The following is a 25,054-nucleotide window of genomic DNA, read 5'->3' as shown; positions in this document are numbered from 1 at the left end:
ATCAGGCCAGCAGATCGGGCCGGCGCGCGCGGGTAAGGGCCTCGGCCTGCTCGCGCCGCCAGCGCTCGATCGCGGCATGGTTGCCGCCGTTCAGCACGTCGGGGATGGCGCGCCCCTCCCACTCGCGCGGGCGGGTGTATTGCGGGTATTCGAGCAGGCCGCCCTCGAAGCTCTCGTCCACGCCGGAAAGGGCCTTGCCCATCACTCCGGGGATGAGGCGCACCACCGCGTCGAGCACGATCATGGCGGCGATCTCCCCGCCCGAAAGCACGTAATCGCCGACCGACACCTCCTCGAGCCCGCGCGCCTCGATGACGCGCTGGTCCACGCCCTCGAAGCGGCCGCAAAGGATGAGCGCGCCCGGCCCGGCAGCCAGCGCGCGGGCGCGGGCCTGCGTGAAAGGCCGGCCACGAGGGCTCATCAACAGGCGCGGGCGCGGATCATCCGGCTGCAGCGCCGCGTCGATGGCGGCTGCGATGACGTCGCAGCGCAGTACCATGCCGGGGCCGCCGCCCGCCGGGGTGTCGTCCACCGCGCGATGGCGGCCGAGCCCGTGCTCGCGGATCTGCCGCGTCTCAAGCGACCACAGGCCCGACTTCAGCGCCTCGCCGGAGAGCGAGACGCCGAGGGGGCCCGGATACATCTCCGGATAAAGCGTGAGGACGGTGGCGTGAAAGCTCATCGGCCCATGTCAGGCCAAAAGCGCGGCGCCGTCCAGAGCCGTGAAGTCCTTCACGGCTGCGATGACGGTGCCACTGGCGGAGAAGTCGGAAGCAGCGAGCATGGTCAGCAGCGCCACGGCCTTCATGCCTGCGCGCCTCGCCGCCTCGATGCCCAGCGGCGCATCCTCGAAGACGAGGCAGTCCGCCGGGGCCGCACCCATGCGCTCTGCGGCTGCGAGGAACATGTCGGGGTGCGGCTTGCCGCGGAAGCCCTGCGAGGGCGACACGACCGTGACGAAGCGATTGCGAAGATCCAGCCTGTCGAGCACGGCCTCGATGTTGCCGGGCGGGGCGGCGGTGGCGACGGCTTTGGGGATGTTCCGCGCCTCGGCAAGCGCCAGAAGCTCCATCAGCCCTGGCAGCGGCTCGGCATGGGCGGCATAGATCTGGCGGTAGATCGCTTCCTTGTCCTCGGCATGGCGCTCGATCTCGGCGGCGTTCGCTGCGGGAAAGAGCGGGTCAAGGATTTCGGCATTGGCCTTGCCGGCGGTGCGCGCGAAGAAATTGGCCTCGTCGAAGGGCAGGCCCTGGCGCTGGTGCCAGATGGCCCAGGCCCTGTTGTGAAAGCCCATATTGTCGACGATCGTGCCGTCCATGTCGAAGATCAGGGCGCGAAAGCGCATGGCGCGGATCCTTGATGGTCAGTCGTCGAACAGGCCGGCAGGCGGATCGATGACGACACGCCCCCCTTCAATGTCGACCAGGGGAGCGAAGGCGCGGGTGAACGGCATCAGCACGCTGGCGCCGCCGCCTTGCCGCTTGATGTCGAGAAGGTCGCCGGCGCCGTAATTGGGCACGTCGATGACCGTGCCCATGAGCGTGCCGTCCGCGCGTTCGGCGCGGCAGCCGACAAGGTCCGCCATCAGGAACTCGTCATCCTCGGCCGGCGCGGGCAGGCGCTCGCGCGGGGCGAACAGTTCGAGCCCGTTGAGCGCCTCGGCCGCCTCGCGCGAGGCGACACCCTCGACGCGCGCGATCAGCATGTCGCCCGCAGCGCGAGCCGACAGGCTGAAGCTGCGCAAGCCGTCGGCGCTGGCGAGCGGGCCATAGCCGGCGATGGCCAGCGGGTCGGCCGTGAAGGATTGCAGGCGCACCTCCCCCTTCACCCCATGGGGGCGGCCGAAGCGGCCGAGAAGGACGAGGTTGGCAGGCATCACCAGCCGGCGCGATGCTGCGTCGTCGCGGGCTGGCGAAGCCGGGCCCGGAACGACGCAGGTGCGTGGCGCATCACGCTTCGGCGGGGGCGGCGGCGCGAGCGGCCTTCTTCTCGGCGCGCTCCTTCATCTTGTCGCCGGGAACGGCCTTCTCGGGGTTGTTGCGGGGCTTGCGCTTGATCAGGCCGGCGGCGTCGAGGAAGCGGGCCACGCGATCGGTGGGCTGGGCGCCCTTGGCGAGCCAGGCTGCGGCCTTATCGAGGTCCAGCACCACGCGCTCGGCATGGTCCTTCGGCTTCATGGGATCGAAGCGGCCGATGCGCTCGATGAAACGGCCATCGCGCGGCGAATGGCTGTCAGCGATGACGATCTGGTAGTGCGGGCGCTTCTTGGCGCCGCCACGGGCGAGGCGGATCTTCACGGACATGTTGGTCTCCCAGGTTTGATGTGTCGTGTTGCAGGATTTCAGGCAGGTGACAGCGCGCCGGGCGGCGGGTGCCGCCAGACGTCCACCGCAGTGCCGTGAACGGTCGAGGTTCCGTCGCGCGCGGCGCCGAGCTTGGTCGCGACGCGCCGGGAAGCATGATTGTCGGGATGGATGAAGCTGACGGCGGTCTTCCAGCCGAGCTTGTCATAGGCGAACTGCCGCGCGGCGACGGCCGCTTCCGTGGCGATGCCCCTGCCAATGGCCGATGGCGCGAGCGCCCAGCCGATCTCGGGTTCCGAAAAGCCTTCCGGATACCACGGGCCGACCCAGCCAAGGCAGACATCGCGCCCTTTCTCGGTCACCGCCCAGGTTCCATAGCCACGCAGGACCCAGTGGCCGATCATCCCCGCCATGCGCCGCCAGATATCGGGGCGTGACGTCATGGGGCCGACGAAGCGCGCATGCGCCTCATCGCCGAGCAGTTCGACGAGGCCGTCCACATCGCTTTCCCGCCAGCCGCGCAGGCGCAGCCGCTCGGTCTCCACCGAGGGAATGTCGAGGCCCGCGATCACTTCTTCTTCCCCCCGAACGGGTTGAAGCCGAGGCCGGGGAGGCCGCCCTTGGGGCCGGGAAGGCCGGGGTTTCCGAGCCCGGGAAGCTTGGGCATTCCGCCGCCGAGGCCTGGGGGCATGGGAGGAAGGCCCTTGCCGCCGCCGAAGCCGGGGGGCATCTGGCCGCCGCTCAGCTTCTTGATCTGCTCGATCTGCTCGGGCGTCATCTTGGACGGATCGAGGTCCGGCATGCCGCCGCCGCCTATCCCGAACATCTGGCCCATCTTGCCAAGCAGGCCGCCCTTCTGCTTGCCCATCATCTTCATCATGTCGGCCATGCCGCGATGCATCTTGAGCAGCTTGTTGATGGCCTCTGGCGTGGCGCCCGAGCCGGCCGCGATGCGGCGCTTACGGCTGGCCTTGAGCAATTCCGGGTCGCGGCGCTCGGCCGGGGTCATGGAATCGATGATGGCGATCTGGCGCTTGATGACGCGCTCGTCGAGATTGGCGCTGGCCATCTGCTGCTTCATCCTGGCGATGCCGGGCAGCATGCCCATCACGCCGCCGATGCCGCCCATCGTCTCCATCTGCTTGAGCTGGCCGCGCATGTCCTCAAGGTCGAACTTGCCCTTGGCCATGCGTTCGGCCATTTTCTGGGCGGCGGCCTGATCTATGTTGGCTGCGGCCTTCTCGACGAGGCTGACGATGTCGCCCATGCCGAGGATGCGGTTGGCGACGCGCCCGGGGTGGAACTCCTCCAGCGCATCGACCTTCTCGCCCGTGCCGACCAGCTTGATCGGCTTGCCGGTGACCGCGCGCATGGAGAGCGCCGCGCCGCCACGGCCATCGCCGTCCATACGGGTCAGCACGATGCCGGTCAGGCCCACGCGGCCGTCGAAGGCGCGGGCGGTGTTGACCGCGTCCTGCCCGGTCAGCGCGTCGGCAACCAGCAGCACCTCATGCGGTTCGGTGGCGGCCTTGACCTCGGCCACCTCCAGCATCAGCGCCTCGTCGAGCGTGACGCGGCCGGCGGTGTCGAGCATGACCACGTCATAGCCGCCGAGCTTGCCGGCCTCGAGCGCGCGGCGCGCGATCTGCACGGCGCCCTGGCCAGCGACGATGGGCAGCGTGTCGACGCCGATCTGCTTGCCGAGAATGGCAAGCTGCTCCATCGCAGCCGGGCGGCGCGTGTCGAGCGAGGCCATCAGCACCTTGCGCTTGTCGCGATCGGTGAGGCGCTTGGCGATCTTGGCGGTGGAAGTGGTCTTGCCCGAGCCCTGCAGGCCGACCATCAGGATCGGCACAGGCGGCACGGCGTCGAGCGAGATGACCTCGCCCTCGCCGCCGAGGGTGTCCACCAGCACGTCGTTGACGATCTTGATGACCTGCTGGCCGGGCGTGACCGACTTCAGAACCTCGGCGCCGACGGCGCGGGCGCGAACCTTGTCGGTGAAGCTGCGCACCACTTCCAGCGCCACGTCCGCTTCCAGCAGGGCGCGCCGAACCTCGCGCAGCGCCGCGTTGACGTCGTCTTCCGTCAGCGAGCCGCGCCGGGTGAGCCCTTGCAGGATGCCATTGAGCTTGTCGCTCAGGTTCTGGAACATGTGGCCGTGACCATCCGTGTTGCGTGCCTGTCCGGCAAAGACATCGACCAAACGCTTTTTCGCCCGAGGGCGCGACGCGCTGTCGGGCGATGACCTCCAGCCTCAAGGGGCAGGGCGGCGGATGGACGAACGACGATGTCGAACGAGAATTGGGGGGTTAAAGCCCCAGCCGGCCGCGAATGTCAAGGCGCGGATGCGCCGCCGGCCTCGTCGGAGACGATGTCGGGCGTGCGCCAGCCCAGATGCTGCCCGCCATCGACCGCCAGCATCTGCCCGGTGATGGAGCGCGCCGTCGCCAGATAGAGCACGGCGTCTGCGATCTCCTCGGGCGCGATGGCGCGGCCCAGCAGCGTGCCTTCAGCCTCCTTGAGGAACAGCGCCTCGCCGTCATGGGTGTTGGCGACGGTGGGGCCGGGCCCAACGGCATTGACGCGGATGCGGGGGCTGAGCGCCTGCGCCATGGTGCGCGTGGCGGCCCACATCGCGGCCTTGGACAGGGTGTAGGAATAATATTCCGGGGTCAGCTTCCAGACGCGCTGGTCGAGGATGTTGACGATCGCGCCGTTCCGGCCCTCCGGCAGCGCCTTGGCCATGATCCCGGCGAGGACGGATGGCGCACGGATGTTCACCGAGAACTGGCGGTTCCAGGTGGGCACGTCGATGGCGGTGAGGCTGTCCTTGGCGAACATCGAGGCGTTGTTGACCAGGAGCGTCACCGGCCCGAGCTGCGCGGCGGCGACCGGGATGATGCCTTCCACCGAGGCGGGATCGACGAGATCTGCGGAAACCACGGTGGCCCGCCCGCCGGCCGCCACGATCGTGGCTGCAAGCTCCTCCGCCTCGCCGACGGACTCGTTGCAGTGGATGGCGACGCCGTAGCCGGCCTCAGCCAGCCTGAGCACGATGGCGCGCCCGACGCGCTTGGCGCCGCCGGTGACAAGCGCGACCTCGCCAGGAGCGATTGCTGCTTCAGTCATGTCGATGTCCACGCCGGTCGAGGCGGCGCTCCCAGTACTTGGCTGCGCGAAGATAGCGGTAGAAGGCGAAGTTCATGGCCGTCATGAACCCGTAGGTTCCGCGAAGCATGTGCCGGCGCCCGACATAGGCTTTGAGGAAATTGGCGGGAAACTCCAACACCATGCGCAGCCGCGTGATGCCCTGCCCCCGCGCCAGCATGTCGGCGGCCTGCGCGTCGGCATAGGCGTTGAGCTTGGCGATCTGGTCGCCGAGCGAGCGGACGGAATAATGCGCGACGACGCCTTTCAGCCACAGCACAGGAGCCTTGGGCGCCATGACAACGCGGTCATGCACCGGCGAGGGGGAATAACGGCCCACGCTGCGGTGATAGAGCCTGACAGGCGTGAGCGCATAGGCGAGGGGATGGGGCGCGCCTTCGCCGGGAAACGTCTCGGCGATGCGCATCCTGTAGCCGGCGGGAGCCGGCTCGCCGGAGGTGAAGAGCGCCCGGATTGAAGCGGCCAGCTCCGGCAAGATGATCTCGTCGGCATCGATGTTCAGCATCCAGTCGTGCCGGCACTGGTCCTCGCCGAACTGCTTCTGCAGCCCGTAGCCGGGCCAGGCATTGTGTACTGTCCGCGCGCCCAGCCCGGCCGCCACGGCGATGGTGTCGTCGGTCGAGCCCGAGTCGATCACCACGATGTCGTCGCTCAACTCCCGCACGGCCTTGATCGCCGCGCCGATCCGGTCAGCCTCATTCTTGGCGATGATGAAGATCGACAGCGGCAGGGACAACGATATGCTCTCGCGCATTGCGGTTTTGGCCTCGTTGGGCCATTGGCGATGTGACATGGCCACCTCGCGCACGCAAGGCTCGAGCCGCCGACCGTTTCCGACACCGCCTTCGGGCCCTTCCCCCAGCAGCCGTCCACACATGCGCATCGTCATTCTCGGAGCCGGCATCGTCGGCGTCACCTCCGCCTTCCGGCTGATGGCGGATGGCCATGCGGTCACGCTGATCGACAGGGCCTCCGGTCCGGCGACCGAAACCTCCTGGGGCAATGCGGGCCTGATCTCCACGGGCCACGCCTTCGCCTGGGGGTCGCTGCCTGCGCTGAAGGCCGGGATCGGCGGGCTCCTGGGGCAGGCGAGCGGCTTTTCCTTCGAGGATCGGCTGAGCGCGGCCTTCCGGCGCTGGGCGCTGCGCTTCGCCGCCGAATGCACCCCGTCCCGCGAGCGGGCGAACACGCGCGCCAAGCACCGTCTGTGCCTGCATTCCCAGGCGCTCTGGCTGGAGACGATGGAGCAGGCGGGCCTTCACGTCCCGCACAAGCGCGAAGGCGCGCTCTACCTTTACCGCGATGCGGCAGCGCTGGAGCGCGCGGCGCGCATGTCCGCCATCATGAGCGGCAACGGGCAGGCCATCGCGGTGCTGGGCGCGGCCGATGCGCTGGCGCTCGATCCGGGCCTGCGGCCGCTGGCGGGTTCGCCGGATGGCTCTTTGCGGCCGCTGGCCGGGGCGCTTCATGCCGCGTCCGATGCATCGGGCTCATGCCACGCCTTCGCGGCGGCGCTCTGCGCCCGGCTCGAAGGGGAGGGATTGCAGACGATGTGGGGGGCCTCGGTGCTCGGCCTCATCGAGCAGGGAGGCCGCGTCACCGGCGTCTGGACGGACAAGGGCGGTGTCGAGGCCGACGCTGTCGTGGTCGCGCTCGGGCCTGAGGCCGCGCCCTTCCTCGAACAGCACGGGGTCCGCCTGCCGGTCTACCCGGTCAAGGGCTACTCGCTGCATGTCGAGGGGGCAAAGGGCAATGCCGGCCCACGCATCGACGGCGTCGACAAGGATGCCGGCATCGCCTGGAGGCGGCAGGGCGATGAGATCAGGCTCACGACCGGGGCGGTGTTCGCCGGCCATGACCGCAGCGTCGATCCGGCCGCCATCGCGCGCCTGAAGTCCTTCGGGAACCGCCTGTTTCCGGGCAACGCGGCGGCGATGGAGACGGGACAGGCCTGGGCCGGGTTCAGGCCGATGACGCCCAAGGGATTGCCGGTGGTGCGCGAGCAGCAGCCGGGTCTCTGGCTCAATATCGGGCATGGCCACATGGGCTGGACCATGGCGCATGCCACCGCGCGCATCCTTGCCGATGAGATGGCAGGGCGCGAGCCGCCAATCCGCCTGCAGGCGTTCTGACAGACAGCAAGGGCGAAGTCAGCGAGTCAGGCCGAGCCTTGGCGCGGCGCTTGCTGCGGCCACGGCGCTGCCGGCGCTGGCGCCTGGCTGCGTGAGCTGATCCTGGCCGGCGAGAAACTGGGCGATCTGGTCGACCGATTCGGAGGCCGCCTTGTTGACGGTGGTCTCGTCCACGCCACTCCAGTCGCCCGAAGCGCTGCGCGCCACGGTCGCTCCCTGGACGCGCTGGGCGCGCCGCTTCTGCGAATCGAACACATCCCAGACGAATGCGAGGGCGGTCTGGCCTTCCTCGGTGGGCTGGGCGGCGAGATAGCCGCGCACCCGGTAGCGGGGGTTGGTCTTTGGATCGACGATGTCGACCTGGCGCGCGGTGGCCTCGCTCGAAAAGGCGTTTGTGAAGGATCCGCGCAGCGCGTCGGGCCCGCCCGAGATGCTGTCGACGGCGATGGGCACGCCCGGCGCCTGGGTCGGCGCGCGCGCCGCTGTCGTCGTTTCATTGCAGGCCGCGAGGCCGCCGGCCATCACGGCCGCCACCAGTACCAGTCTCATGCCAGACGCCTCCCGCCCCTCGAAGGGCTTGTGTGGGTAGGGTCTACTCTATCCGCTTGGGCCGGCAGCGTCCAGCCGGCCCCCTGAGTGATCGATCAGCGGGTCATCAGGCCGGTATCGGAGCCGTTGAGCGCCTCCGCGATGCTATCGGTGACAAGATAGGTCCGGCCCAGGCACATCGCCGTCTCGCTGGCCGAATCCATCAGGATCATGTGCGCGAACATGACCATGCCGGGCTCCAGAACCCAGTCATTACTCTCGTAGAACATGGGCCAGTCCATCCAGCTCGGCGTGAAGCGCGCGCCCAGCGAATAGCCGCAGGCATTGAGCCGATGATCGGCAAGGCCATGTTCGGCGAAGACCCGTTCATGGGCCGCGAAGACATCGCCGGCCGTGTTGCCGGGCCTCAGCGCGTGCTCGCAGGCCCCCAGCGCGTCCCGCGCCGCCGCGTGGTAAAGCCTATGCAGCGGGCGAGGCTCGCCAACCACCACGGTGCGCATGGCGGCGCAGTGATAATGCCGCCAGACACCGGCGAATTCGAGCGTGATCTGGTCGGCGGCGTCGAGCCTGCGACGGCCGGCCTTGTAGCGGCACAGCAGCGCATCGCGGCCCGAGCCGATGATGAACTCGTTGGCGGGATAATCGCCGCCGGCCTGGAAGATCGCATTGTGCTGCGCCGCGAGGATTTCGCCCTCGTCCGCGCCTGACCTGATGGTGGCGAGGGCAGCACCGTCGGCCGCATCGCACAGCGCCGCCGCCTTGCGCACGCAGGCGATCTCCTCGGAGGATTTGACGGCCCTGAGGCGCGTCACGATTCCGGAGGCATCAACCAGCTCACAGACGCCCGCGAAGGCCGCATCCAGCTTGCGGCCATTGGACGCGACCAGCCCGTAGCTCTCGTATTCGACGCCAAGGCGCTTCCCCGCCAGCCGCAGATCCCTCGCCACTGCGAGCATATCGACCGCGGGGTTGGCATCGCGCGCATCCTTCCAGACCCGGATGTCGGTGAGGTTCGAGGTGTGCTGGGCCTGCCGGAGGTCGGCCGAACGGGTCAGCAGCGCCATGCGGCCGTCAGCGCACAGCACGAGGCCCTGAAAAAAACAAAAGCCGAAGGTGTCATAGCCGGTCAGCCAATAGAGGCTCTCCTGCTGGAAAAGCAGCAGCCCGTCGAGACGGCGCTCGGCCATGGCCGCGAGAAGCGCGGCGCGGCGGCGGTCGAATTCGGCAGCGGTGAAGTGAAGGGCCATGGCTTGGGGTCCGGTGCGGGGGTTGCGGCATCATTCAGCGATGCACGGGCCAAAGCAACATGCTAAGCCAGCGGCCGAAATGATACAGGAGTTGCGCCATGAATGCGCCCAACCGGCTTCTCGATGAAGTCGCTCGCCTTGTAACCGATGCCGCTGGCGCCGCCCAGGGCGTGCGCCGCGAGGTCGAGACCGTGGTGAAGACCCAGGTCCAGCGACTGCTCTCGGAGATGGATGTCGTCACCCGCGAGGAGTTCGAGGCCGTTCGCGACATGGCGATCCTCGCCCGCGAGGAGAATGACAAGCTGGCCGCGCGCCTCGCTGCCCTCGAAGCCAAGGCCTGAACAGGGCGCCGATCGGCCTGCCGCCTCGCCGCTCAGCGCGCGAGGGGGAGGTTCTCGTCGAGCCAGCCCTTGTTCTGGCCGTCGCCCAGCATGCCGCCGCGTACATCCACCAGGTTCGTCCAGCCGCGGCCGGCAAGGAGGCGCTGGAGGTTGCGGCTGCGGCTTGCCGTACGGCAGATGAGGGCGATCGGCTTGCCCGGGTTCTCCGCGCGCAGCATGGCGAGCCGCGCCTCGAAGACCGGCGATGTCATGTCGAGCGCAATGGCGTTGGCGGGCAGGCCTGTGTCGCGCCACTCGGCCGGGGTGCGGATGTCTATCAGAAGCGCCCGGCCCGCAGCCGCGCGCTCATGGGCCTCTCGCACCGAGATCGCAGCCGGAGGCGCGGTCTGGGCCTGCAAGGGCGTGGCGGCGAGGGCGGCGATCGCGAACAGGCCAAGCGTGTGGCGGCGGGTCGTGTCGGTCATGAGGCAGTCGGTTCCGGCGGGGCGCGATAGCGATGGCGCCTGACGCCTCATAATCGGGATCACAGGCGAGGTCGTTACACAAGCCTGCGAGCAAGGGCCGCAATGGCTGCGCCGCCGCGCAAACAGCGCTCTTCCCCGCGCGCACGGCAGCCGCTAAAGAACGGTCATATCGCTGACGAAGGCACCGCGAGGTGGGGATCATCATGGCCAAGGCATCGGGCAAGCCGCGCACCCTCTACGACAAGATCTGGGACGACCATCTCGTCCATGAGCAGCCAGACGGCACGGCGCTTCTGTATATCGATCGCCATCTCGTCCATGAGGTGACCAGCCCCCAGGCCTTCGAGGGCCTCCGCATGACGGGGCGCAAGGTGCGCGCACCGGAAAAGACGCTTGCTGTCGTCGATCACAACGTGCCTACCACGGACCGCTCCAAGGGCATCGCCGAGGAAGAAAGCCGCATCCAGGTCGAGACCCTGGCCATGAACGCGGCCGAGTTCGGCGTGGAGTACTTCAACGAGCTTGATCGGCGGCAGGGCATTGTCCATGTCGTGGGCCCCGAGCAGGGCTTCACGCTGCCCGGCACGACCATCGTCTGCGGCGACAGCCACACCTCGACCCATGGCGCCTTCGGCGCGCTGGCCCATGGCATCGGCACCTCCGAGGTCGAGCATGTGCTGGCCACGCAAACGCTCATCCAGAAGAAGGCCAAGAACATGCTCGTCCAGGTGGACGGCGCGCTCACCAATGGCGTCACGCCCAAGGACGTGGTGCTCGCGATCATCGGCGAGATCGGCACCGCCGGCGGCACGGGATCGGTGATCGAGTATGCCGGCGAGGCCTTGCGCTCCATGTCGATGGAAGGGCGCATGACCGTGTGCAACATGTCGATCGAAGGCGGGGCCCGCGCCGGCATGGTGGCGCCCGACCAGAAGGCGTTCGACTATCTCCACGGCCGGCCCAAGGCGCCCAGGGGCGCGGCCTGGGATGCGGCCATGCGCTACTGGGATACGCTGCAGACCGATGAGGGCGCGCATTTCGACCGCGTGTTGCGGCTCGACGCGGCCAACCTGCCGCCCATCGTGTCCTGGGGCACGAGCCCGGAGGATGTGATCTCCATCACCGGCATGGTGCCGGACCCGAGCCAGATCGCCGACGAGACCAAGCGCGCCTCCAAGCAACGCGCGCTGGACTATATGGGCCTCAAGGCAGGGACGCGCATTACCGACATCGAGCTCGACGTGATCTGGATCGGCTCGTGCACCAACGGGCGCATCGAGGACCTTCGCGCTGTGGCGAAGATCGTCGAGGGCAGGAAGCTGCATGACCGGCTGGCCTACGGCATGATCGTGCCGGGTTCGGGGCTGGTTAAGCAGCAGGCCGAGGCGGAAGGCCTGGACAAGATCTTCATCGCCGCAGGCTTTGAATGGCGTGAGCCGGGCTGCTCGATGTGCCTGGGCATGAACCCCGACCAGCTCAAGCCCGGCCAGCGGGCGGCCTCCACCTCGAACCGCAACTTCGAGGGCCGTCAGGGCTTCAAGGGGCGCACCCACCTTGTCTCGCCGCAGATGGCGGCGGCGGCGGCGCTGGCGGGGCGCTTCGTCGATGTGAGGACGATGAGCTGAGGCGAGCGGGGACGGCGCGGCGCGCCGCCCCTTATCCGTCGCGCCTACCAGCGGCGTCGGCATACTTCCTGGCGCACGATCCGCACACGGCCCGTGCGCTCGTTGATGACGCGGCGCGACACGATGCGGCAGACAAGGCGCGGGCCGCCCTGGCGATAGCGAGGCCCCTCCCAGCCAGGCCTCCGCCATCCGGGGCGCCCCCAGCCGGGGCGATAATCGCGATACTGTGTCTGCTCGAACTGGCCCGCAGGGGCTTCAGCGAGCGGCGCCTGCGAAGCCGGAGTGAGGGCCTGGGCCGGGCTCGCGGCGAGCCAGCCGGCCGCAAGCGCGGCGGTGATCGCGATGAATCTCATGGTCGTCTCCTGCTTTCGGGTGCCCGCGCCGCCCCCGTGGCGAGAAGAGCCGCGAAAGAGGCATGGCGGCAGGGCGTTGTTGCCCGGCCCGTCATGCAAACCCGTCGCCTTGGAGCTTGGTTCCCGCTATGAAGGGTGCTGCAGCACCACGGAGCCTGTTCCCCCATGGCCAAACCGCCCGATGATGACCGCGAGCGCGAGGCCAGGACAATCCTCGACCGCGCCCGGCGCGATCAGGAAAGCCTGCTGACATCATCGATGGCCCGCGCCTCCGACCATTTCACCGGCAAGGACGCGGTGGGGCAGGGCGAGGGCGGCTCCACCGACCCTGTCGAGCTTTGGGGGCGGCGCATAGGGCGAAGCCTCTCGCTGATCGGCGTCGTCGTGCTCGGCTACCTTCTCGGCGTGCAGCTCAAGCTCTGGTGAGCGCGCCAGCTTCGTGATCGCGAGCGGAGCGAAGCCATGACGGCGTGACTGACAAACGCCCTTCCGCGCCCTATCTCAGCGGCATGAACCCCGAACAGCTCGCAGGCCTCAAGGCCCCCACGCTCGATGATTTTGAACGGCTCGCGGACGAGGCCTTCGCCCGGCTGCCCGAAGCCTTCCGTGCCTTGTGCGGCGAGGTGGTGATCCGCATCGATGATTTCCCCAGCGACGAGGTGCTGGAGGACATGGAGGCAGAGACTCCCTTCGACCTTCTGGGCCTGTTCACCGGCGTGGGCCTCGCTCAGGATGCGGCCGTGGCCGAGACGGGGCGCATGCCCAACATGATCCATCTCTACCGCCGTCCGATGCTGGACTACTGGGCCGAGCATGACGAGACCCTGGGCGAACTGGTCACCCATGTGCTGGTCCACGAGATCGGCCACCATTTCGGCCTCAGCGACGGGGACATGGAAGCGATCGAGGCGGCGGCGGGCTAGGAGTGGGCGCACGCCGGCTGCGCAAGGCGTCCTCGGCGCGATCGGTTGTTGCGCTGCGCTCCAACTCGATTATCAAGGCAAGGTTCATCGATCCTGCGGACCTTGCCCCATGAAGCCCTTCACAACGCTGACCTCCACGCCCGCGCCGCTCAAGGTGATGAATGTCGACACCGACATGATCATCCCCAAGCAGTTCCTCAAGACGATCAAGCGCACCGGGCTTGGCACCGCGCTGTTCGCGGAGATGCGCTACAACGAGGACGGCGCCGAGAACGCCGACTTCGTGCTCAACAAGCCGGCCTACCGCAAATCCGAGATCCTGATCGCAGGCGACAATTTCGGCTGTGGCTCCAGCCGCGAGCATGCGCCCTGGGCGCTGCTGGATTTCGGCATCCGCTGCGTGATTTCGACCAGCTTCGCCGACATCTTCTACAATAATTGCTTCAAGAACGGCATCCTGCCCATCACCGTCTCGGCCCCTGACCTCGAGAAGCTGTTCGACGACGCCGATCGCGGCTCGAACGCGACGCTCACGGTCGATCTCGCCACTCAGGAGATCAAGGGCCCCGATGGCGGCACGATCCGCTTCGAAATCGATGCCTTCCGCAAGCACTGCCTCATGAACGGGCTCGACGATATCGGCCTCACCCTTGAGAAGGGTGCGGCGATCGACGCCTTCGAGGCGAAGCTCAAGGAGCGCGCCTGGGCCTGACCGCCCTCGCGGGCGCGAATGCCGCACGGCGTCTCAAAACTTCCTTAACCATGAGCGATGCCTTGTGGAGCGAGCTGTTTCGCCGTTCCCGGGGTGCCTGCATGTCCAGCTTCCGCCTTCGCCTGCAAGGGGCGCTCGGCCTCGCCGCAGCGCTGCCGCTCGCCATTGCCATGGCTTCGGCCGCTCGCGCAGACTTTACGTCGTGCGTGGCCGGCATTCGCGCCAGCGCGCTGTCGCAGGGCGTGTCAGCCTCCGTGTTCGACCGCGCCATGGCCGGCGTCACGCCCGATCCGAAGGTGATCGAGGCGATGAACAACCAGCCCGAGTTTCGCACGCCGATCTGGGATTATCTCGGCGCGCTGGTGGATGAGGAGCGCGTGCAGGAAGGCCGCCAGATGCTGCGTGCGCATGCCGCGGCGCTCGCGGCGGCCGAGGCCCGCTATGGCGTGGACAGGCACACCATCGTCGCCGTGTGGGGCGTCGAAAGCAATTATGGCAAGGTTCGGGGCCGCTGGTCCTTGCCGCAGGCGCTCTCCACCGCCGCCTGCACGGCCTCGCGCCGCCGCGAGTTCTTCCGGGGCGAGCTGATCGCGACCATGAAGATCATCCAGCGCGGCGATTTGCGCCAGGAGCAGCTGCTGGGCTCGTGGGCCGGCGCCTTCGGCCACACGCAGTTCATTCCGACCACCTATCTCAGGCTCGCTGTCGACGGTGACGGCGACGGCCGACGCGATCTGGTGGATTCGATTCCCGATGCGCTGCACTCCACGGCCAATTTCATGGACAAGGCAGGGTGGCAGAACGGCGCAGGCTGGGGTTATGAGGTCGATGTGCCGCAAGGCTATTCCGGGCCGGTGGGTCGCACGGCGCGCGCACCGGTCTCCAGCTGGGCCTCGCGTGGCATCACCCGTGTCGGTGGCGGCGCGTTGACCGGTTCCGGCAATGCAGGCCTTGTCTATCCCGCGCGCGGCGGCCCTGCCTGGATCGTGTTCAAGAACTACGACGCTGCCTTCTCGTATAACGGCGCGGACAGCTACGCGCTGGCGATCTCGATCCTGTCAGACCGCCTGCGCGGGCGCCCCGGCGTGCAGCAGGCCTGGCCCACGGACGATCCGCCCACATCGCGCGAGGAGCGCCGCGAATTGCAGCGCCTGCTGATTGCGCGCGGCCATGATGTCGGTGAGCCGACAGGCGGCATCGGCCCGCTGAGCCGCGCCGCAATCTCGGCGGAAGAGCGCCGTCTTGGCATGCCGGCCACCGGCCGCGCAGGCGGAAAGATCCTCCAGGCTCTCCGCGCCGGGCGCTGAGCCGGCAGCCCGGACGGCATGGCAGCGGGCGGGAACGGTCCCGGTTTGCCGATCAGTTCTTGATGATCGTGGTGTTGCGCACCCCGTTGGTGCAGGTCGCGCTGCTTCGTGCGGCGGACATTTTTGGTGCAGGCACGGTGCTGATTGACCGTAGACAAGCTGGTTGTTCCGCGCCGCTGGCGGGAACGGAAGCGCGGCAGGATTGTTGTTCTCAACGAGCAGCCAGGCTCGCGCACGGCCGGGCCACGAGCCCGCCGGTTCTGGTTTCGACCTTCCCGCTACGACCTTCCCGCCGCGACCTTCCCGCCGCGACCTTCCCGCAAGGACCTTGCATGGTTGCCCCCTTCTTCATGTTCGCGACCGGCATCGAAAACAGCGCCCCTACGATCCAGAATGGCCGCGTGCGCGTCGATCAGATGGAGAAATGCCGCCATTACAAATACTTCAAGGAAGATTTTGCGCTGACTGTCGATCTGGGGACGCAGTATCTTCGCTACGGACCCCAGATCCACAAGACCTTCCTTGGCCCGGACCGGTTCGACTGGTCATTCGCGGATGAGGCCTTCGCCGAGATTTTCGCCCTCGGGCTGACCCCCATCGTCGATCTATGCCATTTCGGGGTGCCGGACTGGATCGGCGACTTCCAGAACCCCGATTTTCCGGAGTTGTTCGAGCGCTATGCGGCGGCCTTCGCCGCGCGCTACCCTTGGGTTCAGCTCTACACCCCGATCAACGAGATCTTCATCTGCGCGACCTTCTCCGCCCGTTATGGCTGGTGGAATGAGCAACTCAAGACGGACCATGGCTTCGTCACGGCGCTGAAGCATCTGTGCAAGGCCAATGTCATGGCGATGCACGCCATCCTGGATGTCCGCCCGGACGCGATCTTCGTCCAGAGCGAGTCGTCCGAATATTTTCATGCCGAGAACCCGCGCGCGCTGGCCCACGCTGAAACGATGAATGCGCAGCGCTTCCTGCCGCTCGACCTCAATTACGGGCGGCGGGTCAATTCAACCACCTACGAGTTCCTGCTCGACAACGGGATGACGCGCGAGGAATACAACTTCTTCCTCACGCACAATCTCAAGCATCATTGCATCATGGGGAATGACTACTACCGGACCAACGAGCACCTGGTCCACGAGGACGGCAGCACCAGGGCGTCCGGCGAGATCTTCGGCTACAACGAGATCACCCGGCAGTATTACGATCGCTATCGTCTTCCGGTGATGCACACGGAGACGAACCTCGTCGAAGGCCCCAATGGGGACGAGGCGGTGGTATGGCTGCGCAAGCAGTGGGCCAACGTCCTGCGGGTGCGCAACTCGGGCGTGCCCATCGTCGGCTTCACCTGGTATTCGCTGACGGATCAGGTGGACTGGGATGTTGCGCTGCGCGAGGAGAACAACCGGGTGAACCCGCTCGGGCTTTATGATCTCGACCGCAACATCCGCGCCGTGGGGCTGGCCTATCGCAACCTGATCCAGGATTGGAGCCAGGTGCTGCCGGCGCAGAGCGTGTGCCTGTCCGTGCCGCTTGTGGCGCCGAACGAATACAATGAGGAGTTCGCCAAGCGCCGCCGCACGGCTCTCCTGCGGCACCGCATCAACAGCATGATCCTCGCCCAGCCACCTGCTGACGATTCCTTCTGATCGGGCCGATCCCCAGACGACGAGGCGGCGGCAAAGATGCCAGGCGGCGTGCGCCAGCACGGGGGATTGCCAGGGCAAGCCCGACCGGCAGCAGCGCAGACCCGGCCATGAGCAGCGCCACCATGACGAGGCCCCGGACAGCCATCACCTGCGTATTGTCCAGAACGGCGCGCATCGCTGGCAAAGCAAAGATATGCCTGATCACGCTCAACGCCGATAAGGGCAAGACCATCATCATCGCCAAGCGAGCGAGGCTCTCCGACAGGGACGGCCCGGTCTTCGCCAATTCAAAGGACAGCACGTCGCTGCCGGCCAGGAAGGCCGGCTGAGCGTTCAGCCGCATCTGCAAGACCATCGTGGTCCGACGAAGAATCACTGCGGCGTCAGTCTTCAGCGCCTCCTGCCCGGCCGCCCGCCGCCCTTTTTCCTCGCCTCGCCTCCAGCTGGCACCTCTCGGTCCGTGCCGGGGCCCATCTCGTCCAGTCCGGGCTTCCTGGCGCGGGTCGGCAGGTTGGCGGCGCGGCCATAGCTGCGCTCGCCGGCGTAAGCGCCCGATGAGGCCTCGATTTCGCGCTGGCTGGCCATCGGGTCCGAGCCGATGGCGAGTTCGGTGGCCTGCAGGCGCTTGAGTTCGTCGCGCAGGCGGGCGGCCGTCTCGAATTCGAGATTGGCGGCAGCCTCGCGCATGCGCTTCTCGATGTCGCCCATCACGGCCTTCAGGTTGTGGCCAACCGTGGCCCCCTTGTCCTTGAGCACGCCGGCGTCGACGGTGACGCGGTCGCGCTCATAGACCGAGTCCAGGATGTCGGCGATGTTGCGCTTGATGGTCTGCGGCGTGATGCCATTGGCCTCGTTATAGGCCAGCTGCTTCTCGCGGCGGCGATTGGTCTCCGCGATGGCGCGCTCCATCGAGCCGGTCATGCGGTCGGCGTACAGGATCACCTTGCCGTCGACGTTGCGCGCGGCGCGTCCGATGGTCTGGATCAGCGAGGTGTCCGAGCGCAGGAAGCCCTCCTTGTCGGCGTCGAGGATGCCGACCAGGGCGCATTCCGGGATGTCGAGGCCCTCGCGCAGCAGGTTGATGCCGACCAGCACGTCGAAGGCGCCGAGGCGCAGATCGCGGAGGATCTCGATGCGCTCGATCGTGTCGATGTCCGAATGCATGTAGCGCACGCGCACGCCGTTCTCGTGCAGATATTCGGTCAGGTCTTCGGCCATGCGCTTGGTCAGCACCGTGACGAGGCTGCGGTAGCCCCTGGCCGCCGTCTCCTTCACCTCGTCGAGCAGATGCGCGACCTGATGCTTGGCGGGTTGGATATCCACGGGCGGATCGATGAGGCCAGTGGGGCGGATGACCTGCTCGGTGAAGACGCCGCCGGTCTGCTCCATCTCCCAATGGCTTGGCGTTGCCGAGACATGCACCGACTGCGGGCGCATCGCGTCCCATTCCTCGAAGCGCAAGGGCCGGTTGTCCATGCAGCTCGGCAGCCGGAAGCCATATTCCGCCAGCGTCGCCTTGCGCCGGAAGTCGCCCTTGTACATGGCGCCGATCTGCGGAACCGTGACGTGGCTCTCATCTGTGAAGACGATGGCGTTATCGGGCAGGTATTCGAACAGCGTCGGCGGTGGCTCGCCGGGCCTGCGGCCGGTGATGTAGCGCGAATAATTCTCGATGCCGTTGCAGGCCCCGGTGGCTTCCATCATCTCGAGGTCGAAGGTGGTGCGCTGCTCCAGCCGTTGCGCCTCCAGCAGCCGCCCGGTGCGGATCAACTCGTCCAGCCGCTCCTTCAGCTCCTGCTTGATGCTCTTGATCGCCTGCTGAAGGGTGGGCCGCGGCGTGACATAGTGGGAATTGGCGTAGACCTTGACGAATTGCAGGTCCGCGTTCTTCTCTCCCGTCAGCGGATCGAACTCGACAATGGTCTCGATCTCGTCGCCGAACATCGAGATGCGCCAGGCGCGATCCTCCAGGTGGGCCGGGAAGATTTCGATCAGGTCGCCCCGCACGCGAAAGGTGCCGCGCGTGAAGTCGCCCGTGGTGCGCTTGTATTGCAGGGCGACGAGATCGGCGATCAGCTGGCGTTGCTCCACCGCTTCGCCGACCTTCATGGCGAAGGTCATGGCGGTGTAGGTCTCGACCGAGCCAATGCCATAGATGCACGACACGGACGCCACGATGATGACATCGTCGCGCTCGAGCAGGGCGCGGGTGGCCGAGTGGCGCATCCGGTCGATCTGCTCGTTGATCGTACTTTCCTTCTCGATGTAGGTGTCCGAGCGCGGCACATAGGCCTCGGGCTGGTAGTAGTCGTAGTAGGAGACGAAATACTCGACCGCGTTGTCGGGGAAGAAGCTCTTGAACTCCCCATAAAGCTGCGCCGCGAGCGTCTTGTTGGGCGCAAGGATGAGGGCCGGGCGCTGCGTGGCCTCGATCACCTGCGCCATGGTGAAGGTCTTGCCCGAACCGGTGACGCCAAGCAGCACCTGATCCTTCTCCTGGCGGCTGATGCCATCGACGAGATCGGCGATGGCGGCGGGCTGATCGCCGGCCGGCTTGTAGTCGGAGACGATGCGGAAGGGGATGCCCCCTTCCGACTTCGTGGGCCGTTCGGGCCGATGCGGCGCCCAGGGTCGCCCGGGGTCGATGAAGGGCGAGCCTTCGCGCAGCCGCGCCGCCAGCGCCTCCGCCGTGATCGAGGCGCCGGTCAGCGCCTCCATTTCCTCTTCGGGGTCCGAAGAGACGTTGCCCTGGCGCACGCGCCGGGGCGCCTGGCCCACCACGTCGTCATAGCTGACCGAAGTGTCGTCCACGCCCCATTTGCGCCCCTTGCGCGCCGGCTTCTGCGCGCCCTCGTCAAGGCCGAGGCTCCTGGCGAGCTTCGGGTCCACCCCGCTCACCGGCGCGCCTTCATAGGCTGCCTGCCGGCTCTCGCCGAAGCCCTTGCGCTTGTCGTCAACAGTCGGGCCCGGTCCCGCCGTGCCCCGGTTGATGCCGGGATTCAGCAGGTCCGCCAGATAGCTTTCCAGCGGCTTGAGCTCAGGCTTGGACGCCTTGGCGCCGGTGGGCCGCGCCGGATCGCGCGCGGGCTTGTCGGGTGATCTTGTCATTCCGGGAATATGGCCCGAGTCCCTCGCGGTTGCGAGAGGGCTTCAGGCTTCGTTCTCCACGGCCCGGTCACATCGCTGGCGGACATGAGCACCCGGTTGTCATCATCCTGCCCGATGAGACAGGCCGGATTGTCACGCGAGGCCTTGCGCGTGAGCCCTTGCCCTTTGTCGCGCGCGACCTTGCCGGTGAAGACCTCGTCCAACACGCCCTCCGCCTCGCCCGTGCCCCAGTTCCATTTCACGCGCTGGCCCGTGCTCAGCATCGCCGCTGCGCCCATCGGCTCTGTCCCTGCCGGGGGTTGTGATGGTTGCAGGAACGGCCGCAAGGCGCCGCCGGGTTCACGGCGCGTGGCGATCGGTCACAGGACGCGCGGATGGAGGCTGGCGGACGGGTCAGCCTTCGGACTTGTCGCGCGCGTCATAGCGGGCGACTTCCGTCACCACCGCCTGGGCCGGGATGCCGGCCCCCAGGGCGAAGGCGAAGACGACGGCTCCAAGCCCGAACTGGACCAGAAGCCCCGCATAGCGCGTGGCCTGCTCGATCGATCTGAAGCGCTCCCACTCGGAGCGGTCCTCGAAGGGCTCGTCGCCAAGCATCGCGGCGACGCGATACTCCACCTTGTCATGGCTCATGATGGTCATCCCGCATTGACACAAAAACTTGTACGCTGCGCGAGACAAAATGGATCAGCGCCGTCAGTTCCGCGCCTCGAGCGCCTTCACGATGGCGTCGCCCATGCCCTGCGTGCCGACCGTGTTGACGCCCGGGCCGGCGATGTCCTTCGTGCGCACGCCGCTGGCCAGCACGTCAGCGATGGCGCCGTCGAGCAGCTCGGCCGCTTCGGTGAGGCCAAACGAGTAGCGCAGCGCCATGCCGAAGGAGCCGATCATGGCGATCGGGTTGGCGAGGCCCTTGCCGGCGATGTCAGGGGCCGAGCCGTGGACGGGCTCGTAGAGCGACTTGCGCGCTCCCGTGACGGGATCGGGCGCGCCGAGCGAGGCGGACGGCAGCATGCCCAGCGAGCCCGTGAGCATCGCCGCCACGTCGGAGAGGATGTCGCCGAAAAGGTTGTCGCAGACGATGACGTCATACTGCTTGGGCCAGCGCACGAGCTGCATGGCGCAGTTGTCGGCAAGCACATGCTCAAGCTCGACATCCGCATATTCCTTGCCGATCCCTGTCACAACCTGCTTCCAGAGCACGCCCGAGCGCATGACATTGTGCTTCTCGGCGGAGGAAACCTTGTTGCGCCGGGTGCGGGCAAGGTCGAAGGCGACGCGGGCGATGCGGTCGATCTCGCCGGTGGTGTAGACCTGCGTGTCGACGGCGCGCTTCTGGCCATTCTCGAGAGTCACGATTTCCTTGGGCTCGCCGAAATAGACGCCGCCGGTCAATTCGCGGACGATCAGGATGTCGAGGCCCTCGATGTTCTCGCGCTTGAGCGAGGAGGCGTCGGCCAGGGCGGGATAGCAGATCGCCGGGCGCAGGTTGGCGAAGAGCTTGAGGTCCTTGCGCAGGCGCAGCAGGCCGGCCTCGGGGCGGTGCTCATAGGGCACGCTGGCCCATTTCTGACCGCCGACCGCGCCGAAGAGCACGGCATCCGCCGCATGGGCGCGCTTCATGGCGTCTTCGGAGATGGCGGCGCCGTGGGCGTCATAAGCCGCGCCGCCCACGAGGTCGCGCTCGGTCTCGAAGCGCGCGATCCCGGCGCGGGTGAACCAGGCGATGACCTTCTCGACCTCGGTCGCGACTTCCGCGCCGATGCCGTCGCCGGGCAGGATCAGGAGATTATGCGAAGCCATGGCGGCGGTCCTTTGCGGTCTGTGAGGCTCTGCGGGAAGCGCGAGAGCGTCATAGCCGCAAATCTGCCGCTTGCAAGCGCGCTGGGCGCAGGCGGGGGCTCTGCTCAGCGTGGCTGGACGTAGATGTTGACCTCGAACTCCGGCTCGCCGGCCCTCGCCAGATCGGAGACATATTCCTCGATGAACTGGTCGCGGACGGTGAGGCCCTTGGCGTCCAGATAGGCGGTGATCCCCTCATAGGTCGAATCGACGTCGTCATAGGGCGCCTTGTGGGTGAAGCGCAGCGCCTGCCCGGGGGGCGTGGCGCCGGCCCTGATGTCGGCCGGCAGCGGCGCCCCGGCCTCGGGAACCCGATCCACCGGCAGCATCGCCTCATAACGGAACCCGACATCGTCGGTCTCGATGAAGTGTGTCAGAGGGCGGCCTGCCACCTGAAGGCCCAGCTTGCCGGCTTCCGCCTCAAGGCGCCGGAAGACCTGGCCAAGGGTCTCGATGCCGCGATCCCAGGTGGTCTGTCCTGAAAGGGCGAGCGCGGAACGGTTCGGCAGCGTCACCGGGTCAACGTTCATCGTGTCGCCGGGCGAGCCGGCGAGCGTGGCGTTGCGGTCTGCGCGCGGGGCAAGCGGCGCCGGGGCGGGCATCGGCGCCGGGGCTTGCTGCGCGGGAGCGGCGGCTGGCGGCAGGGCAGGGGCGGGCAACGGCCCCGGTGCGGGCGCCTGAGCCGGTGTGGCAGGCGCGGCAGGCTGAGGCGCGGCAGGCTGAGGCGCGGCAGGCTGAGGAACGGCAGGCTGAGGTGAGGCAGGTTGAGGGGAGGCAGGCGCGGTCGGCTCGCGCGCGGGCTCCTGCGCCTGCGTGCCCGGCTGCGGCTGGGCCAGCGTCGGGCCGGGGAGGCCAGCGGCTGCGAGCGCCACGATCATGCCGGCCACGAGCCGGCGCAGGCTGGGGCGCCCTGCCTCGCCTCGGCCATGTCTTCCGTCCTGGTCAAGGAGCCGCATCATGTCTGCCATTCCGTTCAACGATTCGGTTGGAAGCGATCATAGGCGCTGATTGCGAGGCTTACGAGACAGTGGCATGCCGATCCGCGCTGCATTCAGGCTTCCTGACGCCAATTTTGTGTCAATGCCGCTTCTGCCCTATATACGCGGCGTCATCCACGAGCCCCCCATGACCACTGCCGCCCCTCACGGCCGCCTTGCCGGCCGCCGCTTTCTGAAGATGAACGGCCTCGGCAACGAGATCGTCGTGCTGGATTTGCGCGGCGCCCGACTCAAGGTGACGGCCGGGGAGGCTTGCGCCATCGCGGGTCAACCGGCCTCGCGCTTCGATCAGTTGATGGTGCTGCACGATCCGGTCAGCGCCGGCGCCGATGCTTTCGTGCGCATCTACAACACCGATGGTTCCGAGGCCGGCGCCTGCGGCAACGGCACGCGCTGCGTCGGCTGGGCCATGATGGCTGATGCAGCCATGGGCGCGGGCGAGCGCGAGCTTCTTCTGGAAACGCGCGCCGGGCTGCTGCCGGTCACGCGCACCGGGCCGCTGAGCTTCAGGGTGGACATGGGCGCGCCAAAGCTGGGCTGGCAGGACATCCCCACCCGCGATCCGTTCTACGACACATCCGGCATCGAACTTCAGATCGGCCCGATCGACGCGCCGATCCTGCACACGCCCGGCGTGGTCTCCATGGGGAACCCGCATGCGGTGTTCTTCGTGGACGATCCGTGGCGCTTCGATCTCGAGAAGATCGGGCCGTTGCTGGAAAACCATCCGATCTTTCCCGATCGCGCCAACATCTCGCTGGCGGCCGTCGTCAAGCCCGATCACATCATCCTGCGCGTGTGGGAGCGGGGCGCGGGGCTCACGAAGGCCTGCGGCTCCGGCGCCTGCGCGGCGCTGGTCGCGGCAGTGCGGCGCGATCTGTCTGCCCGAGAGGCCACGGTGACGCTGCCGGGCGGGGATCTGCTGATCGCATGGCGAGAAAAGGACGGCCATGTGTTGATGACGGGGCCCGTCGCCTTCGAGCATGAGGGCGTGTTCGAGGCCCGGATCTTCGCCGGGGAAGCCTGATGCAGGATCGGCCCGCGCGCGAGGGCGTGCGCCTCGTCACCTTCGGCTGCCGGCTGAACATCGCCGAGAGCGAGGCCGTGAAGCGTCATGCCGAGGCGGCGGGCCACCGCGACCTGATCGTGGTCAACACCTGCGCGGTCACGGCCGAGGCGACGCGGCAATCGCGGCAGGCGATCCGCCGGCTCAGGCGCGAGAATCCCGAGGCCGCCATCGTCGTCACGGGTTGCGCCGCGCAGATCGAGCCCGAGCGCTATGGAGCGATGGACGAGGTGTCGCTGGTGCTGGGCAACCACGAGAAGATGCAGCCCGAAAGCTGGCGGCGCCTGGCGGGGTCCAACCGCTTCGGCGCGCCGGATTTCGGCGCGGACGCAGCCGAGAAGGTGCAGGTCTCCGACATCATGGCGGTGCGCGAGACGGCGCTGCACATGCTCGACGCCTACGAGAACCATACCCGCGCCTTCGTGCAGGTGCAGAATGGCTGCGATCATCGCTGCACCTTCTGCGTGATCCCGCTGGGGCGCGGGCCATCGCGCTCGGCGCCGATGGGGGCGGTGGTGGAGCAGGTGCGCCACCTTTGCGCGCAGGGCGCCAGGGAGGTGGTGCTCACTGGCGTGGACATGACAGGCTATGGCCGGGACTTGCCGGGCTCGCCCCTGCTCGGCGATCTTGTCCAGGCCATCCTGCGGCACGTGCCGGAGCTGCCGCGCCTGAGGCTTTCATCGCTGGATGCCGTCGAGGTCGATTCCGCGCTGCGCGAGGCGCTGGCAAGCGAGGCGCGGATGATGCCGCATCTGCACCTGTCGCTTCAGGCCGGAGACGATCTGATCCTCAAGCGCATGAAGCGCCGCCATTCGCGCGCGGACGCCATCCGCTTCTGCGAGGAGATGCGCCATCTTCGTCCCGACATCGTGTTCGGCGCGGACATCATCGCCGGCTTCCCCACCGAGGACGAGGCGGCCTTCGCAGGCTCGCTCGATCTGGTCGAAGCCTGCGGGCTGACGCACCTGCATGTCTTCCCCTATTCGGCGCGCGAGGGCACGCCGGCGGCGCGCATGCCGCAGCTGCCGGGCGGCGTCATCGCCGAGAGGGCGGCGCGGCTGCGGACGGCGGGGGCGGCCGCGCTCGCGCGTCATCTCAAGGCGCAGGTCGGCTTGAGCCTGCCAGTGCTGAGCGAACGCGGCGACACCGGCCGGACCGAGGGATTCGCTGAGGTGGCGCTGCCAGCCGGAACGCTTCCGGGGCGTCTCGAGACCCGGCGCATCACGGCTTGCGACAGCCACAGGCTGATCGCGGCGTGAGG

General features: G+C 67.7%; 28 protein-coding genes. 10 read left to right on the top strand and 18 right to left on the bottom strand.

Going from position 1 to position 25,054, the window contains the following annotated elements:
* Position 1: 1 nt before the first annotated feature.
* The 8 genes from trmD to HEQ16_15280 form a co-directional block, all read right to left on the bottom strand.
* A complete protein-coding gene (gene trmD / locus HEQ16_15315) occupies positions 2–682 on the bottom strand; it encodes a tRNA (guanosine(37)-N1)-methyltransferase TrmD (protein ID MCO4055384.1) in 681 nt (226 codons plus the stop codon).
* A gap of 9 nt (positions 683–691) precedes the next feature.
* Positions 692–1,345 (bottom strand): HAD family phosphatase, encoded by a 654-nt coding sequence (locus HEQ16_15310; protein ID MCO4055383.1) that lies wholly within the window; start codon positions 1,343–1,345, stop codon positions 692–694.
* 18 nt (positions 1,346–1,363) lie between these two features.
* Entirely contained in the window at positions 1,364–1,876 is a 513-nt protein-coding gene (gene rimM / locus HEQ16_15305; GenBank protein MCO4055382.1) for a ribosome maturation factor RimM, read from the bottom strand.
* Between the two features lie 73 nt (positions 1,877–1,949).
* Positions 1,950–2,303, bottom strand: a complete 354-nt coding sequence (rpsP, locus tag HEQ16_15300) for a 30S ribosomal protein S16 (GenBank protein MCO4055381.1) — start codon at positions 2,301–2,303, stop codon at positions 1,950–1,952.
* 38 nt (positions 2,304–2,341) lie between these two features.
* The gene (locus HEQ16_15295) at positions 2,342–2,875 is read right to left on the bottom strand and encodes a GNAT family N-acetyltransferase (GenBank protein MCO4055380.1); all 534 of its coding nucleotides are present in this window, start codon (positions 2,873–2,875) and stop codon (positions 2,342–2,344) included.
* Complete coding sequence (gene ffh, locus HEQ16_15290; GenBank protein MCO4055379.1) at positions 2,872–4,458, bottom strand: signal recognition particle protein; 1,587 nt, start codon at positions 4,456–4,458, stop codon at positions 2,872–2,874. Before ffh ends, HEQ16_15295 begins: the two co-directional genes overlap by 4 nt.
* Before the next feature lie 182 nt (positions 4,459–4,640).
* On the bottom strand, positions 4,641–5,435 hold the full coding sequence (locus tag HEQ16_15285; protein MCO4055378.1) for an SDR family oxidoreductase: 795 nt from the start codon (positions 5,433–5,435) through the stop codon (positions 4,641–4,643).
* Positions 5,428–6,228, bottom strand: coding sequence for a glycosyltransferase family 2 protein (locus HEQ16_15280; GenBank protein ID MCO4055377.1), 801 nt, complete (start codon positions 6,226–6,228; stop codon positions 5,428–5,430). Before HEQ16_15280 ends, HEQ16_15285 begins: the two co-directional genes overlap by 8 nt.
* Before the next feature lie 121 nt (positions 6,229–6,349).
* Between HEQ16_15280 and HEQ16_15275 the strand changes: the two genes are divergently transcribed.
* Complete coding sequence (locus tag HEQ16_15275) at positions 6,350–7,606, top strand: FAD-dependent oxidoreductase (protein MCO4055376.1); 1,257 nt, start codon at positions 6,350–6,352, stop codon at positions 7,604–7,606.
* An 18-nt stretch (positions 7,607–7,624) separates the two neighbouring features.
* On the opposite strand, the gene HEQ16_15270 is transcribed toward HEQ16_15275, so the two are convergent.
* Positions 7,625–8,155, bottom strand: a complete 531-nt coding sequence (locus tag HEQ16_15270; protein MCO4055375.1) for a hypothetical protein — start codon at positions 8,153–8,155, stop codon at positions 7,625–7,627.
* A gap of 95 nt (positions 8,156–8,250) precedes the next feature.
* Positions 8,251–9,402 (bottom strand): aminopeptidase P family protein, encoded by a 1,152-nt coding sequence (locus HEQ16_15265; protein MCO4055374.1) that lies wholly within the window; start codon positions 9,400–9,402, stop codon positions 8,251–8,253.
* 98 nt (positions 9,403–9,500) lie between these two features.
* Between HEQ16_15265 and HEQ16_15260 the strand changes: the two genes are divergently transcribed.
* Positions 9,501–9,743 (top strand): accessory factor UbiK family protein, encoded by a 243-nt coding sequence (locus tag HEQ16_15260; GenBank protein MCO4055373.1) that lies wholly within the window; start codon positions 9,501–9,503, stop codon positions 9,741–9,743.
* A gap of 32 nt (positions 9,744–9,775) precedes the next feature.
* Here HEQ16_15260 and HEQ16_15255 read toward each other — a convergent pair whose 3' ends face one another.
* Positions 9,776–10,207 carry a rhodanese-like domain-containing protein gene (locus tag HEQ16_15255; protein MCO4055372.1) on the bottom strand — a complete coding sequence of 144 codons (432 nt, stop codon included), beginning with the start codon at positions 10,205–10,207 and terminating at the stop codon, positions 9,776–9,778.
* Between the two features lie 203 nt (positions 10,208–10,410).
* Between HEQ16_15255 and leuC the strand changes: the two genes are divergently transcribed.
* Complete coding sequence (leuC, locus tag HEQ16_15250) at positions 10,411–11,832, top strand: 3-isopropylmalate dehydratase large subunit (protein ID MCO4055371.1); 1,422 nt, start codon at positions 10,411–10,413, stop codon at positions 11,830–11,832.
* 44 nt (positions 11,833–11,876) lie between these two features.
* On the opposite strand, the gene HEQ16_15245 is transcribed toward leuC, so the two are convergent.
* Entirely contained in the window at positions 11,877–12,185 is a 309-nt protein-coding gene (locus tag HEQ16_15245) for a hypothetical protein (GenBank protein MCO4055370.1), read from the bottom strand.
* Positions 12,186–12,350: 165 nt separating this feature from the next.
* On the opposite strand from HEQ16_15245, the gene HEQ16_15240 reads away from it, so the two are divergent.
* From HEQ16_15240 to HEQ16_15220, 5 genes are all read left to right on the top strand, one after another.
* Positions 12,351–12,611, top strand: coding sequence for a hypothetical protein (locus HEQ16_15240; GenBank protein ID MCO4055369.1), 261 nt, complete (start codon positions 12,351–12,353; stop codon positions 12,609–12,611).
* A gap of 83 nt (positions 12,612–12,694) precedes the next feature.
* Entirely contained in the window at positions 12,695–13,108 is a 414-nt protein-coding gene (locus HEQ16_15235) for a metallopeptidase family protein (protein ID MCO4055368.1), read from the top strand.
* A gap of 109 nt (positions 13,109–13,217) precedes the next feature.
* Positions 13,218–13,820: a 3-isopropylmalate dehydratase small subunit gene (gene leuD / locus HEQ16_15230; GenBank protein ID MCO4055367.1), complete on the top strand. Its 603-nt coding sequence runs from the start codon at positions 13,218–13,220 to the stop codon at positions 13,818–13,820.
* A gap of 101 nt (positions 13,821–13,921) precedes the next feature.
* Entirely contained in the window at positions 13,922–15,127 is a 1,206-nt protein-coding gene (locus HEQ16_15225) for a lytic murein transglycosylase (protein ID MCO4055366.1), read from the top strand.
* 332 nt (positions 15,128–15,459) lie between these two features.
* Positions 15,460–16,779, top strand: a complete 1,320-nt coding sequence (locus HEQ16_15220; protein MCO4055365.1) for a family 1 glycosylhydrolase — start codon at positions 15,460–15,462, stop codon at positions 16,777–16,779.
* On the opposite strand, the gene HEQ16_15215 is transcribed toward HEQ16_15220, so the two are convergent.
* The 6 genes from HEQ16_15215 to HEQ16_15190 form a co-directional block, all read right to left on the bottom strand.
* The gene (locus HEQ16_15215; GenBank protein MCO4055364.1) at positions 16,733–17,134 is read right to left on the bottom strand and encodes a hypothetical protein; all 402 of its coding nucleotides are present in this window, start codon (positions 17,132–17,134) and stop codon (positions 16,733–16,735) included. The two genes, HEQ16_15220 and HEQ16_15215, sit on opposite strands and share 47 nt — an antisense overlap.
* Before the next feature lie 35 nt (positions 17,135–17,169).
* On the bottom strand, positions 17,170–19,887 hold the full coding sequence (gene uvrB, locus HEQ16_15210) for an excinuclease ABC subunit UvrB (protein MCO4055363.1): 2,718 nt from the start codon (positions 19,885–19,887) through the stop codon (positions 17,170–17,172).
* Positions 19,884–20,150 carry an HVA1 family protein gene (locus HEQ16_15205; GenBank protein ID MCO4055362.1) on the bottom strand — a complete coding sequence of 89 codons (267 nt, stop codon included), beginning with the start codon at positions 20,148–20,150 and terminating at the stop codon, positions 19,884–19,886. The genes uvrB and HEQ16_15205 overlap by 4 nt, the downstream gene beginning before the upstream one ends.
* 130 nt (positions 20,151–20,280) lie before the next feature.
* The gene (locus HEQ16_15200) at positions 20,281–20,520 is read right to left on the bottom strand and encodes a hypothetical protein (protein MCO4055361.1); all 240 of its coding nucleotides are present in this window, start codon (positions 20,518–20,520) and stop codon (positions 20,281–20,283) included.
* Between the two features lie 63 nt (positions 20,521–20,583).
* Positions 20,584–21,690, bottom strand: coding sequence for a 3-isopropylmalate dehydrogenase (gene leuB / locus HEQ16_15195; protein MCO4055360.1), 1,107 nt, complete (start codon positions 21,688–21,690; stop codon positions 20,584–20,586).
* A 104-nt stretch (positions 21,691–21,794) separates the two neighbouring features.
* A complete protein-coding gene (locus HEQ16_15190) occupies positions 21,795–22,688 on the bottom strand; it encodes a GyrI-like domain-containing protein (protein MCO4055359.1) in 894 nt (297 codons plus the stop codon).
* 166 nt (positions 22,689–22,854) lie between these two features.
* Between HEQ16_15190 and HEQ16_15185 the strand changes: the two genes are divergently transcribed.
* On the top strand, positions 22,855–23,754 hold the full coding sequence (locus tag HEQ16_15185; protein MCO4055358.1) for a diaminopimelate epimerase: 900 nt from the start codon (positions 22,855–22,857) through the stop codon (positions 23,752–23,754).
* The gene (gene mtaB / locus HEQ16_15180) at positions 23,754–25,052 is read left to right on the top strand and encodes a tRNA (N(6)-L-threonylcarbamoyladenosine(37)-C(2))-methylthiotransferase MtaB (GenBank protein MCO4055357.1); all 1,299 of its coding nucleotides are present in this window, start codon (positions 23,754–23,756) and stop codon (positions 25,050–25,052) included. The genes HEQ16_15185 and mtaB overlap by 1 nt, the downstream gene beginning before the upstream one ends.
* Positions 25,053–25,054 lie beyond the last annotated feature (2 nt).

Origin of the sequence: Bosea sp. (in: a-proteobacteria) (assembly GCA_023910605.1) — a bacterium.
GTDB lineage: Bacteria > Pseudomonadota > Alphaproteobacteria > Rhizobiales > Beijerinckiaceae > Allobosea.
The sequence above is the reverse complement of the archived record's forward strand: the minus strand, read 5'-3'. Positions and strand labels throughout refer to the sequence as shown.

Excerpts from the sequence above, each read along its gene's own strand:
- leuB (MCO4055360.1), bottom strand. The coding sequence starts at position 21,690 with ATGGCTTCGCATAATCTCCTGATCCTGCCCGGCGACGGCATCGGCGCG.
- HEQ16_15275 (MCO4055376.1), top strand. The coding sequence starts at position 6,350 with ATGCGCATCGTCATTCTCGGAGCCGGCATCGTCGGCGTCACCTCCGCC.
- HEQ16_15235 (MCO4055368.1), top strand. The coding sequence starts at position 12,695 with ATGAACCCCGAACAGCTCGCAGGCCTCAAGGCCCCCACGCTCGATGAT.
- ffh (MCO4055379.1), bottom strand. The coding sequence starts at position 4,458 with ATGTTCCAGAACCTGAGCGACAAGCTCAATGGCATCCTGCAAGGGCTC.
- HEQ16_15225 (MCO4055366.1), top strand. The coding sequence starts at position 13,922 with ATGTCCAGCTTCCGCCTTCGCCTGCAAGGGGCGCTCGGCCTCGCCGCA.
- HEQ16_15265 (MCO4055374.1), bottom strand. The coding sequence starts at position 9,402 with ATGGCCCTTCACTTCACCGCTGCCGAATTCGACCGCCGCCGCGCCGCG.
- HEQ16_15220 (MCO4055365.1), top strand. The coding sequence starts at position 15,460 with ATGGTTGCCCCCTTCTTCATGTTCGCGACCGGCATCGAAAACAGCGCC.
- leuD (MCO4055367.1), top strand. The coding sequence starts at position 13,218 with ATGAAGCCCTTCACAACGCTGACCTCCACGCCCGCGCCGCTCAAGGTG.
- HEQ16_15245 (MCO4055370.1), bottom strand. The coding sequence starts at position 12,185 with ATGAGATTCATCGCGATCACCGCCGCGCTTGCGGCCGGCTGGCTCGCC.
- HEQ16_15270 (MCO4055375.1), bottom strand. The coding sequence starts at position 8,155 with ATGAGACTGGTACTGGTGGCGGCCGTGATGGCCGGCGGCCTCGCGGCC.
- rpsP (MCO4055381.1), bottom strand. The coding sequence starts at position 2,303 with ATGTCCGTGAAGATCCGCCTCGCCCGTGGCGGCGCCAAGAAGCGCCCG.
- uvrB (MCO4055363.1), bottom strand. The coding sequence starts at position 19,887 with ATGACAAGATCACCCGACAAGCCCGCGCGCGATCCGGCGCGGCCCACC.
- leuC (MCO4055371.1), top strand. The coding sequence starts at position 10,411 with ATGGCCAAGGCATCGGGCAAGCCGCGCACCCTCTACGACAAGATCTGG.
- HEQ16_15285 (MCO4055378.1), bottom strand. The coding sequence starts at position 5,435 with ATGACTGAAGCAGCAATCGCTCCTGGCGAGGTCGCGCTTGTCACCGGC.
- HEQ16_15280 (MCO4055377.1), bottom strand. The coding sequence starts at position 6,228 with ATGCGCGAGAGCATATCGTTGTCCCTGCCGCTGTCGATCTTCATCATC.
- HEQ16_15310 (MCO4055383.1), bottom strand. The coding sequence starts at position 1,345 with ATGCGCTTTCGCGCCCTGATCTTCGACATGGACGGCACGATCGTCGAC.
- trmD (MCO4055384.1), bottom strand. The coding sequence starts at position 682 with ATGAGCTTTCACGCCACCGTCCTCACGCTTTATCCGGAGATGTATCCG.
- HEQ16_15200 (MCO4055361.1), bottom strand. The coding sequence starts at position 20,520 with ATGAGCCATGACAAGGTGGAGTATCGCGTCGCCGCGATGCTTGGCGAC.
- HEQ16_15255 (MCO4055372.1), bottom strand. The coding sequence starts at position 10,207 with ATGACCGACACGACCCGCCGCCACACGCTTGGCCTGTTCGCGATCGCC.
- HEQ16_15205 (MCO4055362.1), bottom strand. The coding sequence starts at position 20,150 with ATGCTGAGCACGGGCCAGCGCGTGAAATGGAACTGGGGCACGGGCGAG.
- HEQ16_15260 (MCO4055373.1), top strand. The coding sequence starts at position 9,501 with ATGAATGCGCCCAACCGGCTTCTCGATGAAGTCGCTCGCCTTGTAACC.
- HEQ16_15240 (MCO4055369.1), top strand. The coding sequence starts at position 12,351 with ATGGCCAAACCGCCCGATGATGACCGCGAGCGCGAGGCCAGGACAATC.
- HEQ16_15190 (MCO4055359.1), bottom strand. The coding sequence starts at position 22,688 with ATGATGCGGCTCCTTGACCAGGACGGAAGACATGGCCGAGGCGAGGCA.
- HEQ16_15215 (MCO4055364.1), bottom strand. The coding sequence starts at position 17,134 with ATGGTCTTGCAGATGCGGCTGAACGCTCAGCCGGCCTTCCTGGCCGGC.
- HEQ16_15185 (MCO4055358.1), top strand. The coding sequence starts at position 22,855 with ATGACCACTGCCGCCCCTCACGGCCGCCTTGCCGGCCGCCGCTTTCTG.
- rimM (MCO4055382.1), bottom strand. The coding sequence starts at position 1,876 with ATGCCTGCCAACCTCGTCCTTCTCGGCCGCTTCGGCCGCCCCCATGGG.
- mtaB (MCO4055357.1), top strand. The coding sequence starts at position 23,754 with ATGCAGGATCGGCCCGCGCGCGAGGGCGTGCGCCTCGTCACCTTCGGC.